This window comes from Duffyella sp. Ts4, from assembly GCF_051851875.1.
GTDB lineage: Bacteria > Pseudomonadota > Gammaproteobacteria > Enterobacterales > Enterobacteriaceae > Duffyella > Duffyella gerundensis.
The window spans coordinates 20614-36455 of sequence record NZ_JBLYPN010000021.1; the positions used below are offsets into that span (position 1 = coordinate 20614).

Consider the following 15842-nt stretch of genomic DNA (forward strand, 5'->3'; position numbering starts at 1 on the left):
TGCGGCTACTTTCGTAGCCTGACCAAATCCACCGCATGATTAGCGCTTTTGGTCATGATCAAGCTGGCGCGTTCGCGAGTGGGCAGAATATTTTCACGCAGGTTAAGCCAGTTAATCTCTTTCCACAGGCTGGTTGCCACATCAATCGCCTGCTCCTCTGACAACTGAGCATAGTGATGAAAGTAGGAGTCGGGATCGGTAAACGCGCCCTGACGGAATTTGAGAAAGCGGTTGATGTACCACTTTTCCAGCATCGCCTCCGGCGCATCGACATAGATAGAGAAGTCGACGAAGTCAGAGACAAAGACATGATGCGGATCGTGCGGGTAATCCATGCCGCTCTGCAGCACGTTCAGCCCTTCCAGAATCAAAATATCAGGCTGAACTACCACTTTGTCGCCATCGGGAATGACATCATAAGTCAGGTGAGAATAAACAGGAGCGGTGACCTGAGGAGCACCCGATTTAAGGTCGGAAACAAAATTGACCAGACGATGCATGTCATAAGAGAGCGGAAAGCCCTTTTTCTTCATCAGACCGCGTTCTTTTAACACCGCGTTAGGGTGCAGAAAGCCATCGGTGGTAATCAATTCAACGCGGCGATGCTCAGGCCAACGGCTCAACAGTGCCTGTAAAACACGTGCAGTGGTGCTTTTGCCGACGGCGACGCTGCCAGCGATACTGATGATATAGGGGATCTTTTGGCCATCGGTACCAAGAAACTGCTCCAGCGCCCGCTGGCGACGCAGGTTGGAACTAATATAGAAATTGAGCAGGCGCGATAACGGCAGATAAATTTCCGCTACTTCTTCCAGCGACAAATCTTCATTAATCCCTTTAAGACGAGCAATTTCATCTTCTGTTAACGTCATTGGAACGGAGTTGCGCAGCGCTGCCCACTGCTTTCTGTCGAACAGCAGGTAAGGAGTGGTAAGCGAATTATTAATTTGGCTCATAAGCACGCTTCTGCCAGCAAATATTGATTGGCTCATCTGCTACGTTCGGAAATTGTACGCAGAAGAACACGTATTTCCAGGCGATTTGAGATAAACGAAAAAAACAATGGGCAGGAGGTTAACACCACTGTAACGAGAAAAAGAAGGAAAATGATCAAACTCCAGCAGCATTGCCCGCGGTTATTCGGTTTCAATATCTTTAAGGCGATGAACGGCTCTTGTGTACTGCTCAGTGGCTTTTGCCCTTCCTATATAGATACACAGCGCAACAGCGGAAAACAAAATCCATGTGTGGATAAATGGAGGTTGCGGCCACAGATACGAGGCAAAAATGGCAGTCTGCTCGTGTGAAAAAGAAGATAAAAGCTTTGTTTATCTGCTTGCAAACGAAAAACGAGTCTGACGGGCACTAAACTTATTGCTTATGAAGCGAAGAGAAATGACAAATTCGTTGGATTTTTGCCCAATAAAATAGCGTTCGCAGGTCGTTTTGCGGATAAATGCACAAAAAACAGGCGAAAGAACATTTTTCGCGATTTTTTTGTTGCATCGAACCGCCGGTCTTCCTAGAATGCGCGTCACTTGATGCCGGCTTAGCTCAGTTGGTAGAGCAACTGACTTGTAATCAGTAGGTCACCAGTTCGATTCCGGTAGCCGGCACCATCAAGTACCCGGTGGGGTTCCCGAGCGGCCAAAGGGAGCAGACTGTAAATCTGCCGTCACAGACTTCGAAGGTTCGAATCCTTCTCCCACCACCATTTCATTCCTCAGGGAGTGAAGCAGATAGGCACCATGTTTATCTGCACCGGTGAGGTTAATATAACCCACCAACGAATTCAGACTGCGCTAAGGTGCAGTCAACGCATGTCAATAAACTGGCATGTAAGAATAATAAGAGCGCTTCTCTTACTATTCGCAAGCTCCAGAAAGAACAGGTAGCCGAGTTCCAGGATGCGGGCATCGTATAATGGCTATTACCTCAGCCTTCCAAGCTGATGATGCGGGTTCGATTCCCGCTGCCCGCTCCAGATGTGCTGATATGGCTCAGTTGGTAGAGCGCACCCTTGGTAAGGGTGAGGTCCCCAGTTCGACTCTGGGTATCAGCACCACTTCTTTATCTCCTTCCCTGATTCTTCTCTGTATCAATAATTCAACATTCAGGCTTATCCTGGTTGATGTGGTGATATCACCGATTTATCCGTGTCTTAGAGGGACAATCGATGTCTAAAGAAAAATTTGAACGTAAAAAACCGCACGTCAACGTCGGTACTATCGGCCACGTTGACCACGGTAAAACTACCCTGACTGCCGCTATCACCACCGTTCTGGCGAAAACCTACGGTGGTTCTGCTCGTGCATTCGATCAGATTGATAACGCACCGGAAGAAAAAGCACGTGGTATCACCATCAACACGTCTCACGTTGAGTATGACACCCCGACTCGCCACTACGCGCACGTTGACTGCCCGGGCCACGCCGACTATGTGAAAAACATGATCACCGGTGCTGCCCAGATGGACGGCGCAATTCTGGTTGTTGCTGCGACTGACGGCCCAATGCCGCAGACCCGTGAGCACATCCTGCTGGGTCGCCAGGTTGGCGTTCCTTACATCATCGTGTTCATGAACAAGTGCGACATGGTTGATGATGAAGAGCTGCTGGAACTGGTTGAGATGGAAGTACGTGACCTGCTGTCACAGTACGACTTCCCGGGCGACGACACGCCAATCGTTCACGGTTCAGCGCTGAAAGCACTGGAAGGTGACGCTGAGTGGGAAGCGAAAATCATCGAGCTGGCCGGTCACCTGGATAACTACATCCCGGAACCAGAGCGCGCAATCGACAAGCCGTTCCTGCTGCCAATCGAAGACGTGTTCTCTATCTCAGGTCGCGGTACCGTTGTGACCGGTCGTGTAGAGCGCGGCATCGTTAAAGTCGGCGAAGAAGTTGAAATCGTGGGTATCAAGGATACCGTGAAATCAACCTGTACCGGCGTTGAGATGTTCCGTAAGCTGCTGGACGAAGGCCGTGCGGGCGAAAACTGCGGTATCCTGCTGCGCGGTATCAAGCGCGAAGATATCCAGCGTGGACAGGTACTGGCCAAGCCAAACACCATCAAGCCACACACCCAGTTCGAATCAGAAGTGTACATCCTGTCGAAAGACGAAGGCGGCCGTCATACTCCGTTCTTCAAAGGCTACCGTCCACAGTTCTACTTCCGTACAACTGACGTGACCGGAACCATCGAGCTGCCGGAAGGCGTTGAGATGGTAATGCCAGGCGACAACATCAAAATGGTTGTTACCCTGATCCACCCAATCGCCATGGACGATGGTCTGCGCTTCGCAATTCGCGAAGGCGGCCGTACCGTTGGCGCGGGCGTTGTTGCTAAAGTTATCGCTTAATCGCTGATAATATTTGACGCAACACAGTCAGAGAGGGCATCATTTGATGCCCTTTTTGTACGCTGTAACATAGAACCTGGCTCATCAGTGATTTTCAATCATAATCATTGTTGAGACAGGCTCTGTCGCACGGCGTCGGATACCGGTAAATGTTGCACGAAAACCGGTTTGGATGCCTCGCAGTGCGGGGTTATTGAGTTTCTGATTTATTGTGGCAGGTTGGTTTATGAGTGCTAATACCGAAGCTCAAGGGAGCGGGCGCGGCCTGGAAGCGATAAAGTGGGCAGGCGTTGCAGTCTTGCTCATCGTGGCCATTGTAGGCAACTACTATTATCGCGAAGTCACATTGCCCTTACGCGCACTGGCCGTTGTCGTTCTGATTGCCGCTGCGGGTGGCATTGCATTGCTGACAACTAAAGGTAAAGCCACAGTGGCTTTTACGCGTGAAGCAAGAACCGAAATGCGTAAGGTTATCTGGCCAACTCGTCAGGAAACGCTGCATACCACGTTAATCGTTGCCGCGGTTACCGCCGTGATGTCACTGATTTTGTGGGGGCTGGATGGTATTCTGGTCCGTCTGGTATCGTTTATCACTGGCCTGAGGTTCTAAGATGTCTGAAGCTCCAAAGAAGCGCTGGTACGTCGTTCAGGCGTTCTCCGGTTTTGAAGGCCGCGTAGCACAATCGCTGCGTGAGCATATCAAGTTACACAACATGGAAGAGCTGTTTGGTGACGTCATGGTTCCCACTGAAGAAGTGGTTGAGATCCGTGGTGGCCAACGCCGTAAAAGCGAGCGTAAATTCTTCCCGGGCTATGTCTTAGTCCAGATGGTAATGAATGACGCAAGCTGGCACCTGGTGCGCAGCGTTCCGCGTGTAATGGGATTCATCGGCGGCACATCTGACCGTCCTGCTCCTATTAGCGACAAAGAAGTCGACGCAATCATGAATCGCCTGCAGCAGGTTGGCGATAAGCCACGTCCTAAAACCCTGTTTGAACCGGGTGAGATGGTGCGCGTAAGCGATGGCCCATTTGCCGACTTCAACGGCGTGGTTGAAGAAGTCGACTACGAAAAAAGCCGCCTGAAAGTTTCTGTTTCTATTTTTGGTCGTGCAACGCCGGTAGAGCTGGACTTCGGTCAGGTAGAAAAAGCTTAAGCATCTGCATCGATTTTTGACGTCGGGTAGCTTGCGAGAGGCGCGAAATCAACCTATAATTTCGCGCCTTTTGTATTTATGCGCTGTCATAGCGCGTAAACCATTATCACGGGGAGCCTTCCGAGGCGCTAAAACCCAACAGAGGAATTATCATGGCTAAGAAAGTACAAGCCTACGTTAAGCTGCAGGTAGCAGCTGGTATGGCAAATCCAAGTCCACCGGTTGGTCCAGCACTGGGTCAGCAGGGTGTTAACATCATGGAATTCTGTAAAGCGTTTAACGCCAAAACAGAGAGCCTGGAAAAAGGCCTGCCAACGCCGGTTGTTATCACTGTCTATTCAGACCGTTCTTTCACCTTCGTTACCAAAACGCCTCCGGCTGCCGTTCTGCTGAAAAAAGCAGCGGGCATCAAGTCTGGTTCTGGTAAGCCGAACAAAGACAAAGTCGGTAAAGTAAGCCGTGCTCAGGTACGTGAAATCGCAGAAACCAAAGCTGCGGACATGACTGGTGCTGATGTTGAAGCGATGACTCGCTCAATTGAAGGTACTGCTCGTTCCATGGGCCTGGTAGTGGAGGATTAAGAAATGGCTAAGCTGACTAAGCGTATGCAGGTTATCCGTGACAAAGTTGATGTGACTAAGCAGTACGACATCAATGAAGCTGTTGCTCTGCTGAAAGAACTGGCTACTGCCAAATTCGTTGAAAGCGTTGATGTTGCTGTCAACCTCGGCATTGATGCACGTAAGTCCGATCAGAACGTACGTGGTGCAACTGTACTGCCACACGGTACTGGTCGTTCCGTACGTGTTGCCGTATTTGCTCAGGGCGCGAACGCTGAAGCTGCTAAAGCTGCGGGCGCTGAACTGGTAGGTATGGAAGATCTGGCTGACCAGATCAAGAAAGGCGAAATGAACTTTGACGTTGTTATTGCTTCTCCAGATGCAATGCGCGTTGTTGGCCAGCTGGGCCAGGTTCTGGGCCCACGTGGTCTGATGCCTAACCCGAAAGTAGGTACCGTAACGCCAAACGTTGCTGAAGCAGTTAAGAATGCTAAAGCAGGTCAGGTTCGTTACCGTAACGACAAGAACGGCATCATCCATACCACTATCGGTAAAGTTGATTTCGATTCTGAAAAACTGAAAGAAAACCTTGAGTCACTGCTGGTTGCGCTGAAAAAAGCCAAACCTTCACAGGCTAAAGGCGTGTTCATCAAGAAAGTTAGCCTTTCTACCACCATGGGCGCTGGCGTTGCCATCGATCAGGCTGGTCTGAACGCGGCAGCAAACTAATTGCTGTTGAAACGGGCGAAATTTTCGACTAGAATCTTACGCCCGTTGTTCTGCTAATGATTTTTTAGCTGAACCCGAATTTTTTACTGACAGGTTATCTCGCGTAAGCGGTAACGTGTTAGCAGGTTTTAGGTTGGAGCCAGGCCTTATCCTGGCCTCCGTCCAAGACCGCAGGGGCTGACTGGGGAGCGCGCTTTTTAAGTAAGGCGTTGTGAACCAAAACGCTTAATCACCTGCGTAGACGGTGACAGAGCCGAAAAGAATATTTTGAATAGTCTTTACTGGATTCTGCTCACCGTGATTTAGCGCTTATTCACCTTCGGGCAAATAAGTGAAGTGAGTTCCGGGGAAATCCTTCTCCGGCTAAAATCCAGGAGCAAAAGCTAATGGCATTAAATCTTCAAGACAAACAAGCGATTGTTGCTGAAGTCAGCGAAGTGGCCAAAGGCGCGCTGTCTGCGGTTGTTGCGGATTCTCGCGGCGTTACCGTAGACAAAATGACCGAACTGCGTAAAGCAGGTCGTGAAGCTGGCGTTTACATGCGTGTTGTTCGCAACACCCTGCTGCGCCGCGTCGTTGAAGGGACTCAGTTTGAGTGCCTGAAAGACACGTTTGTTGGTCCAACCTTGATTGCATATTCTATGGAACACCCGGGCGCTGCTGCTCGTTTGTTCAAAGAATTCGCGAAAGCGAATGCAAAATTTGAGGTTAAAGCTGCGGCCTTTGAAGGTGAGTTAATCAGCGCTGATCAGATCGATCGCCTGGCAACTCTGCCTACTTACGATGAAGCAATCGCACGCCTGATGGCAACCATGAAAGAAGCCGCTGCCGGCAAACTGGTTCGCACTCTGGCTGCAGTCCGTGATCAGAAAGAAGCTGAAGCAGCTTAATCTTTCTCATTACGTACTTTTGCTAACGTATATCCCTAATCTGAATTCCAGGAACATTTGACATGTCAATCACTAAAGAACAAATTATCGAAGGCGTTGCAGCCCTGTCTGTAATGGAAATCGTTGAACTGATCTCCGCTATGGAAGAAAAATTCGGCGTTTCTGCTGCTGCTGCTGTAGCTGCAGGTCCTGCTGCTGCCGCTGAAGCTGCTGAAGAGAAAACTGAATTTGACGTTATCCTGAAAGCTGCTGGCGCGAACAAAGTTGCAGTAATCAAAGCTGTACGTAGCGCAACTGGTCTGGGCCTGAAAGAAGCTAAAGACCTGGTTGAAGCTGCTCCAGCTGCAATCAAAGAAGGCATCAGCAAAGACGACGCAGCTGCACTTGAAACTGCTCTGAAAGACGCTGGCGCTGAAGTTGAAGTTAAGTAAGACAGCCTTAGGGTTGCAGTCTGAATAAAATCAGGCTGATGGCTGGTGACTTTTGGGTCACCAGCCTTTTTGCGCTAAGGGACCTCAATGGGGTTTCGCACAGTTTGTCCATTGAATGTCTCTATAATATCTTTTTCTATCGACGACTTAATATACTGCTGTCCTGCAAGGTTCCCTGCCGTCGCAACAGTGATGAAATGATTTAAGAGTGATAGAAAGATGTATTGCAGCAGGTGTCATGCCTTTGCTGAAAATCATAATCGTGTTGCATGAACTGTCCTTCAAATCGGACAGCGCGGGTCGACTTGTCAGCTAGCTGAGGAACCCTATGGTTTACTCCTATACCGAGAAAAAACGCATTCGTAAGGATTTTGGAAAACGTCCACAAGTTTTGGATATTCCTTATCTCCTTTCTATCCAGCTTGACTCGTTCCAGAAGTTCATCGAGCAAGATCCCGAAGGCCAATATGGTCTGGAAGCGGCGTTCCGTTCCGTATTCCCGATTCAAAGCTACAGCGGTAATTCTGAACTGCAATACGTCAGCTACCGTCTGGGTGAGCCGGTCTTCGACGTGAAAGAGTGTCAGATTCGTGGCGTGACCTATTCGGCACCGCTGCGCGTCAAACTGCGTCTGGTGATCTACGAACGTGAAGCGCCTGAAGGCACCGTAAAAGACATCAAAGAACAAGAAGTGTACATGGGCGAAATTCCGCTCATGACCGATAACGGTACCTTTGTTATCAATGGTACCGAGCGCGTTATTGTTTCTCAGCTGCATCGTAGCCCGGGCGTCTTCTTTGACAGCGATAAGGGTAAAACCCACTCATCGGGTAAAGTGCTCTATAACGCACGTATTATTCCTTACCGTGGTTCATGGCTCGACTTTGAGTTTGACCCGAAAGACAACCTGTTTGTTCGTATTGACCGTCGTCGCAAGCTGCCGGCCACTATCATTCTGCGCGCGCTGCAATTTACCACTGAACAGATTCTTGACCTGTTCTTTGACAAAGTTGTCTATGAAATTCGCGACAACAAGCTGCAGATGGAACTGGTGCCAGAGCGCCTGCGTGGCGAGACTGCTTCTTTTGATATCGAAGCGAATGGCAGCGTTTACGTTGAGAAAGGCCGCCGTATTACCGCGCGCCACATTCGTCAGCTTGAAAAAGATGGCATTCAGCATATCGAAGTGCCGGTTGAGTACATCGCAGGTAAAGTCGTTGGTAAAGATTACATCGACGAAAATACCGGTGAGCTGATCATTGCTGCCAACATGGAGCTGTCGCTGGATCTGCTGGCGAAGATGAGCCAGGCGGGTCACAAGCGCATCGAAACGCTGTTCACCAACGACCTCGACCACGGTCCTTATATTTCTGAAACGCTGCGTGTTGATCCAACCAGCGATCGTCTGAGCGCATTGGTAGAAATCTACCGTATGATGCGTCCTGGCGAGCCGCCAACGCGTGAAGCTGCAGAAAATCTGTTTGAGAACCTGTTCTTCTCCGAAGATCGCTATGACCTTTCTGCGGTTGGCCGCATGAAGTTCAACCGTTCTCTGCTGCGTGACGAGATTGAAGGTTCCGGTATCCTGAGCAAAGACGACATCATTCAGGTGATGAGAAAGCTCATTGGTATCCGTAACGGTATTGGCGAAGTGGATGATATTGACCACCTCGGCAACCGTCGTATCCGTTCCGTTGGCGAAATGGCCGAAAACCAGTTCCGCGTCGGTCTGGTCCGTGTAGAGCGTGCTGTTAAAGAGCGTCTCTCACTGGGCGATCTCGATACGCTGATGCCGCAGGATATGATCAACGCTAAACCGATCTCTGCTGCTGTTAAAGAGTTCTTCGGCTCAAGCCAGCTTTCACAGTTTATGGACCAGAACAACCCGTTATCAGAGATCACGCATAAGCGTCGTATTTCTGCTCTCGGCCCGGGCGGTCTGACGCGTGAGCGTGCAGGCTTTGAAGTTCGAGACGTTCACCCGACGCATTACGGTCGTGTGTGTCCAATCGAAACACCGGAAGGTCCAAACATCGGTCTGATCAACTCCTTGTCTGTGTATGCACAGACCAACGAGTATGGTTTCCTTGAAACCCCATACCGTCGCGTACGCGAAGGTCTGGTTACCGATGAAATTCATTACCTCTCTGCAATTGAAGAGGGTAACTACGTTATCGCTCAGGCCAACACCAACCTCGATGAAGAGGGTGCGTTTGTTGATGACCTGGTGACCTGCCGTAGTAAAGGCGAATCGAGCTTGTTCAGCCGCGATCAGGTTGACTACATGGACGTTTCTACCCAGCAGGTAGTTTCCGTCGGTGCATCCCTGATCCCGTTCCTGGAGCATGATGACGCCAACCGCGCATTGATGGGTGCAAACATGCAACGTCAGGCGGTTCCAACTCTGCGTGCTGATAAGCCGCTGGTTGGTACCGGTATGGAGCGCGCGGTAGCGGTAGACTCCGGCGTAACTGCCGTAGCGAAACGTGGTGGTACCATTCAGTACGTTGATGCCTCTCGTATCGTGATTAAAGTCAACGAAGATGAGATGCACGCGGGTGAAGCGGGTATCGATATCTACAACCTGACCAAGTACACGCGCTCCAACCAGAACACCTGCATCAATCAGATGCCATGTGTTTCTCTGGGCGAGCCGATTGAACGTGGTGATGTGCTGGCTGATGGCCCGTCCACCGATCTCGGTGAGCTGGCGCTGGGTCAGAACATGCGCGTGGCGTTCATGCCGTGGAACGGCTACAACTTCGAAGACTCCATTTTGGTCTCTGAACGCGTAGTACAGGAAGATCGCTTTACCACCATTCACATCCAGGAACTGGCTTGCGTGTCGCGTGACACCAAACTGGGGCCAGAAGAGATTACCGCTGATATCCCGAACGTGGGCGAAGCAGCGCTTTCTAAACTGGATGAGTCCGGCATCGTTTATATCGGTGCGGAAGTGACCGGCGGTGACATTCTGGTTGGTAAGGTAACGCCGAAAGGTGAAACCCAGCTGACGCCAGAAGAGAAACTGTTGCGCGCTATCTTCGGTGAGAAAGCGTCAGACGTTAAAGATTCCTCTCTGCGTGTGCCGAACGGTGTTTCCGGTACGGTTATCGACGTTCAGGTCTTTACCCGCGATGGCGTGGAAAAAGATAAGCGTGCGCTGGAGATCGAAGAGATGCAGCTGAAGCAGGTTAAGAAAGACCTGACTGAAGAGCTGCAGATTTTCGAAGCAGGCCTGTTTGCCCGTATCAACTACGTGCTGGTTTCCGGCGGTGTTGAAGCGGAAAAACTGGACAAGCTGCCGCGCGAGCGCTGGCTTGAACTGAGCCTGACTGACGAAGAAAAGCAAAATCAGCTGGAACAGCTGGCAGAGCAGTATGACGAGCTGAAGCACGAGTTTGAGAAAAAACTCGAAGCCAAGCGCCGTAAAATCACCCAAGGCGACGATCTGGCACCAGGCGTGCTGAAAATCGTTAAGGTGTATCTGGCCGTTAAACGTCAGATTCAACCGGGTGACAAAATGGCGGGTCGTCACGGGAACAAGGGTGTTATCTCCAAGATCAACCCGATCGAAGATATGCCTTACGATGAAAACGGTACGCCGGTTGACATCGTTCTGAACCCATTGGGCGTTCCATCGCGTATGAACATCGGTCAGATCCTCGAAACCCACTTGGGTATGGCGGCGAAAGGCATCGGTGAGAAAATTAACGCGATGTTGAAAAAGCAGGAAGAAGTCAGCAAGTTACGTGACTTTATCCAGCGCGCTTACGATCTGGGCGCTGATGTGCGTCAGAAAGTTGATCTGGCGACCTTCACGGATGACGAAGTATTGCGTCTGGCAGAGAACCTGAAAAAAGGTATGCCAATCGCAACGCCAGTATTCGATGGTGCAAAAGAAAGCGAAATCAAAGAGCTGCTGCAACTGGCCGATCTGCCAACTTCTGGTCAGATTACCCTGTTTGATGGCCGTACCGGAGAGCAGTTTGAGCGTCCGGTTACCGTTGGCTACATGTACATGCTGAAACTCAACCACCTGGTTGATGACAAGATGCATGCACGTTCTACCGGCTCCTACAGCCTTGTTACTCAGCAGCCGCTGGGTGGTAAAGCACAGTTCGGTGGTCAGCGCTTTGGTGAGATGGAAGTATGGGCACTGGAAGCATACGGTGCCGCTTATACGCTGCAGGAAATGCTCACCGTTAAGTCTGATGACGTTAATGGCCGTACCAAGATGTATAAAAACATCGTTGACGGTAACCATCAGATGGAACCGGGCATGCCAGAATCGTTCAACGTACTGTTGAAAGAGATTCGCTCGCTGGGTATTAACATCGAGCTTGAAGACGAATAACTCCGTAATTGGAAAGTGCTCGCATTTGTACTGGTTACAGGGCGTCCGGCGCAGGCTGGACGTCCCTGAGAAGTCTCACTCCGACGGGAGCTAATCCGTGAAAGACTTACTTAAGTTTCTAAAAGCGCAAACTAAAACTGAAGAGTTTGATGCGATCAAAATTGCTCTGGCTTCGCCAGATATGATCCGTTCATGGTCTTTCGGTGAAGTTAAAAAGCCAGAAACCATCAACTACCGTACGTTCAAACCTGAGCGTGACGGTCTGTTCTGCGCCCGTATTTTTGGGCCAGTCAAAGACTATGAGTGCCTGTGCGGTAAGTACAAGCGCCTGAAGCACCGTGGCGTGATTTGTGAGAAGTGTGGCGTTGAAGTTACGCAGACTAAAGTGCGCCGTGAGCGCATGGGTCATATCGAACTGGCATCACCAACGGCTCACATTTGGTTCCTGAAATCACTGCCATCACGTATCGGCCTGCTGTTAGACATGCCGCTGCGCGATATCGAGCGCGTGCTCTATTTTGAATCTTATGTCGTGATCGAAGGCGGCATGACCAACCTCGAAAAGCGCCAGATCCTGACTGAAGAGCAGTATCTGGACGCGCTAGAAGAGTTTGGCGACGAATTCGATGCGAAAATGGGTGCGGAAGCGATCCAGGCCCTGTTGAAAAACATGGATCTGGAGCAAGAGTGCGAGCAGCTGCGCGAAGAGCTGAACGAAACTAACTCCGAAACCAAACGTAAAAAGCTGACCAAGCGTATCAAGCTGCTGGAAGCGTTCGTTCAGTCTGGTAACAAGCCAGAGTGGATGATCCTGACCGTGCTGCCGGTACTGCCACCGGATCTGCGTCCGTTGGTACCGCTGGACGGCGGCCGTTTTGCGACTTCCGATCTTAACGACCTTTATCGTCGTGTGATCAACCGTAACAACCGCCTGAAGCGCCTGCTGGATCTGGCTGCACCAGATATCATCGTGCGCAACGAAAAGCGTATGTTGCAGGAAGCTGTGGATGCATTGCTGGATAACGGCCGTCGCGGTCGTGCGATCACCGGTTCCAACAAGCGTCCGCTGAAGTCACTGGCTGACATGATCAAAGGTAAGCAGGGTCGTTTCCGTCAGAACCTGCTGGGTAAACGTGTTGACTACTCCGGTCGTTCGGTTATCACCGTTGGTCCATACCTGCGTCTGCATCAGTGCGGTCTGCCGAAAAAAATGGCACTCGAACTGTTCAAACCGTTCATTTACGGCAAGCTGGAACTGCGTGGCCTCGCCACTACCATCAAAGCCGCGAAGAAAATGGTTGAGCGCGAGGAAGCGGTTGTCTGGGATATCCTTGACGAAGTGATCCGCGAGCACCCGGTTCTGCTGAACCGTGCGCCAACGCTGCACCGTCTGGGTATTCAGGCTTTTGAACCGGTTCTGATCGAAGGTAAAGCGATCCAGCTGCATCCGCTGGTTTGTGCGGCATACAACGCCGACTTCGATGGTGACCAGATGGCTGTTCACGTACCGCTGACGCTGGAAGCCCAGCTGGAAGCACGTGCGCTGATGATGTCTACCAACAACATTCTGTCACCTGCGAACGGCGAGCCAATCATCGTTCCTTCTCAGGACGTTGTACTGGGTCTGTATTACATGACCCGTGACTGTGTTAACGCCAAAGGCGAAGGCATGGTGCTGACCGGCCCGAAAGAAGCTGAGCGTGTTTACCGCGCTGGCCTGGCTTCTCTGCACGCTCGCGTTAAGGTGCGTATCACCGAACACGAGAAGAACGAGCAGGAAGAGTGGGTTGCTAAAACCAGCATCATCGATACCACGATTGGCCGTGCCATTCTGTGGATGATCGTGCCTAAAGGTCTGCCTTACTCCATCGTCAATCAGGCGCTGGGTAAGAAAGCGATCTCCAAAATGCTGAACACCTGTTACCGCATTCTGGGCCTGAAGCCGACCGTTATTTTTGCTGACCAGACCATGTACACCGGTTTCGCTTATGCGGCCCGTTCAGGTGCGTCTGTTGGTATCGATGACATGGTTATCCCGGCCAAGAAAGTAGAAATCATCAGCGAAGCGGAAGCGGAAGTTGCTGAGATTCAGGAACAGTTCCAGTCGGGTCTGGTTACCGCTGGCGAACGCTATAACAAAGTTATCGATATCTGGGCTGCTGCTAACGAACGCGTAGCGAAAGCGATGATGGAAAACCTCTCTACTGAACTGGTCATCAACCGTGACGGTGTAGAAGAGCGCCAGGTTTCCTTCAACAGTATCTTTATGATGGCCGACTCCGGTGCGCGTGGTTCTGCTGCGCAGATTCGTCAGCTGGCCGGTATGCGTGGTCTGATGGCGAAACCAGATGGTTCCATCATCGAGACGCCAATTACCGCAAACTTCCGTGAAGGTTTGAACGTACTTCAGTACTTCATCTCGACGCACGGTGCGCGTAAAGGCCTTGCGGATACCGCATTAAAAACGGCGAACTCCGGTTATCTGACGCGTCGTCTGGTTGACGTTGCACAGGATCTGGTTGTTACCGAAGACGACTGTGGTACCCACGAAGGTATCCTGATGACGCCGGTAATCGAAGGGGGTGACGTTAAAGAACCACTGCGCGAGCGCGTACTGGGTCGTGTTACCGCTGAAGATGTGCTGAAACCAGGCACCGCTGACATTCTGGTTCCACGCAACACGCTGCTGCATGAGCACATGTGTGACCTGTTGGAAGAGAACTCAGTGGACAGCGTGAAAGTACGCTCCGTGGTAGGTTGTGAAACCGACTTTGGTGTGTGTGCTCACTGCTATGGTCGCGATCTGGCACGTGGTCACATCATCAACAAAGGTGAGGCCATCGGCGTTATCGCTGCACAGTCCATCGGTGAGCCGGGTACGCAGCTGACCATGCGTACGTTCCACATTGGTGGTGCGGCATCGCGTGCGGCTGCTGAATCCAGCATCCAGGTGAAAAACAAAGGTACCATCAAGCTGACCAACGCCAAGTCGGTAACGAACTCGGCCGGTAAGCTGGTGATCACCTCGCGTAACGTCGAACTGAAAATGATCGATGAATTTGGCCGTACTAAAGAGAGCTATAAAGTTCCTTACGGTGCAGCCATGGCGAAAGGTGATGGTGAGCAAGTTGCCGCGGGCGAAACCGTTGCAAACTGGGATCCGCATACCATGCCGGTTATCACCGAAGTGAGCGGTTTCATCCGTTTCACTGACATGATCGACGGTCAAACCATTACGCGTCAGACTGATGAATTAACCGGTCTGTCATCGCTGGTGGTGCTGGACAGTGCTGAACGTACCGCAGGTGGTAAAGATCTGCGTCCTGCACTGAAAATCGTTGATGCCAACGGTAACGATGTATTGATCCCAGGCAGCGATATGCCTGCTCAATACTTCCTGCCAGGTAAAGCGATTGTTCAGCTGGAAGATGGTGTGAAAATCAGCTCCGGTGATACGCTGGCGCGTGTGCCACAGGAATCTGGCGGTACCAAAGATATTACCGGTGGTCTGCCACGCGTTGCCGATCTGTTCGAAGCGCGTCGTCCGAAAGAGCCTGCTATCCTTGCTGAAATCAGCGGGATCATCTCGTTCGGTAAAGAGACCAAAGGGAAACGTCGTTTGGTTATCACCCCGATCGATGGCAGCGAACCTTACGAAGAGATGATTCCAAAATGGCGTCAGCTCAACGTGTTTGAAGGTGAGCGCGTGGAACGCGGTGACGTGGTTTCCGACGGTCCGGAATCTCCGCATGACATTCTGCGTCTGCGTGGCGTCCATGCTGTGACCCGTTACATCACTAACGAAGTGCAGGAAGTTTACCGTCTGCAAGGCGTTAAGATTAACGATAAACACATCGAAGTCATCGTACGTCAGATGCTGCGTAAAGCGACCATCGTGAGCTCAGGCAGCACCGAGTTCCTCGACGGTGAGCAGGCGGAGTTCTCTCGCATCAAGATTGCTAACCGCGATCTGGAAGCGAACGGCAAAGTCGGCGCGACCTTTGCACGCGATCTGCTTGGTATTACCAAAGCGTCGCTGGCAACCGAATCGTTCATCTCTGCAGCATCGTTCCAGGAGACCACGCGTGTCCTGACCGAAGCTGCAGTAGCAGGCAAGCGCGATGAACTGCGCGGCCTGAAAGAGAACGTTATCGTGGGTCGTCTGATCCCGGCCGGTACCGGTTATGCTTACCATCAGGAGCGCATGCGTCGTCGTCTGCATGGCGAAGCACCTGCTGCGCCGCAGGTTACTGCTGACGAAGCATCTGCCAGCCTGGCAGAGCTGCTGAACGCAGGTCTTGGCGGTAAAGACGATTAATCATCGTTGATACGCTGATAAATAAAAACCGCTCTTCGG

10 protein-coding genes and 4 tRNA genes are annotated in these 15842 nt (G+C 51.2%); 13 read left to right on the forward strand and 1 reads right to left on the reverse strand.

Annotation, left to right across the window (positions count from 1 at the left end; all coding sequences use genetic code 11):
• Positions 1 to 5 precede the first annotated feature (5 nt).
• Positions 6 to 956 (reverse strand): type I pantothenate kinase, encoded by a 951-nt coding sequence (gene coaA, locus ACJY2L_RS18965; RefSeq protein ID WP_067434428.1) that lies wholly within the window; start codon positions 954 to 956, stop codon positions 6 to 8.
• 587 nt (positions 957 to 1543) lie between these two features.
• Between coaA and ACJY2L_RS18970 the strand changes: the two genes are divergently transcribed.
• The 13 genes from ACJY2L_RS18970 (at position 1544) to rpoC (ending at position 15803) form a co-directional block, all read left to right on the forward strand.
• Positions 1544 to 1619: transfer RNA gene (locus tag ACJY2L_RS18970), tRNA-Thr, on the forward strand.
• 10 nt (positions 1620 to 1629) lie between these two features.
• Positions 1630 to 1714, forward strand: a tRNA-Tyr gene (locus tag ACJY2L_RS18975).
• Between the two features lie 195 nt (positions 1715 to 1909).
• Positions 1910 to 1984 (forward strand) — tRNA-Gly (locus ACJY2L_RS18980).
• A 5-nt stretch (positions 1985 to 1989) separates the two neighbouring features.
• A tRNA-Thr gene (locus ACJY2L_RS18985) sits at positions 1990 to 2065 on the forward strand.
• 111 nt (positions 2066 to 2176) lie between these two features.
• A complete protein-coding gene (gene tuf / locus ACJY2L_RS18990) occupies positions 2177 to 3361 on the forward strand; it encodes an elongation factor Tu (protein WP_439351304.1) in 1185 nt (394 codons plus the stop codon).
• A gap of 226 nt (positions 3362 to 3587) precedes the next feature.
• A complete protein-coding gene (gene secE, locus ACJY2L_RS18995) occupies positions 3588 to 3971 on the forward strand; it encodes a preprotein translocase subunit SecE (RefSeq protein WP_067434422.1) in 384 nt (127 codons plus the stop codon).
• A gap of 1 nt (position 3972) precedes the next feature.
• On the forward strand, positions 3973 to 4518 hold the full coding sequence (nusG, locus tag ACJY2L_RS19000) for a transcription termination/antitermination protein NusG (protein ID WP_067434420.1): 546 nt from the start codon (positions 3973 to 3975) through the stop codon (positions 4516 to 4518).
• 152 nt (positions 4519 to 4670) lie between these two features.
• The gene (gene rplK / locus ACJY2L_RS19005) at positions 4671 to 5099 is read left to right on the forward strand and encodes a 50S ribosomal protein L11 (protein ID WP_034828899.1); all 429 of its coding nucleotides are present in this window, start codon (positions 4671 to 4673) and stop codon (positions 5097 to 5099) included.
• A gap of 3 nt (positions 5100 to 5102) precedes the next feature.
• Positions 5103 to 5807, forward strand: a complete 705-nt coding sequence (gene rplA, locus ACJY2L_RS19010; protein ID WP_439214609.1) for a 50S ribosomal protein L1 — start codon at positions 5103 to 5105, stop codon at positions 5805 to 5807.
• 386 nt (positions 5808 to 6193) lie between these two features.
• Complete coding sequence (gene rplJ / locus ACJY2L_RS19015; RefSeq protein ID WP_187487178.1) at positions 6194 to 6697, forward strand: 50S ribosomal protein L10; 504 nt, start codon at positions 6194 to 6196, stop codon at positions 6695 to 6697.
• A gap of 62 nt (positions 6698 to 6759) precedes the next feature.
• A complete protein-coding gene (gene rplL / locus ACJY2L_RS19020) occupies positions 6760 to 7128 on the forward strand; it encodes a 50S ribosomal protein L7/L12 (protein ID WP_439214608.1) in 369 nt (122 codons plus the stop codon).
• A gap of 328 nt (positions 7129 to 7456) precedes the next feature.
• Positions 7457 to 11485, forward strand: a complete 4029-nt coding sequence (rpoB, locus tag ACJY2L_RS19025; protein WP_439214607.1) for a DNA-directed RNA polymerase subunit beta — start codon at positions 7457 to 7459, stop codon at positions 11483 to 11485.
• Between the two features lie 97 nt (positions 11486 to 11582).
• A complete protein-coding gene (gene rpoC / locus ACJY2L_RS19030) occupies positions 11583 to 15803 on the forward strand; it encodes a DNA-directed RNA polymerase subunit beta' (RefSeq protein WP_187487179.1) in 4221 nt (1406 codons plus the stop codon).
• Positions 15804 to 15842: the final 39 nt, after the last annotated feature.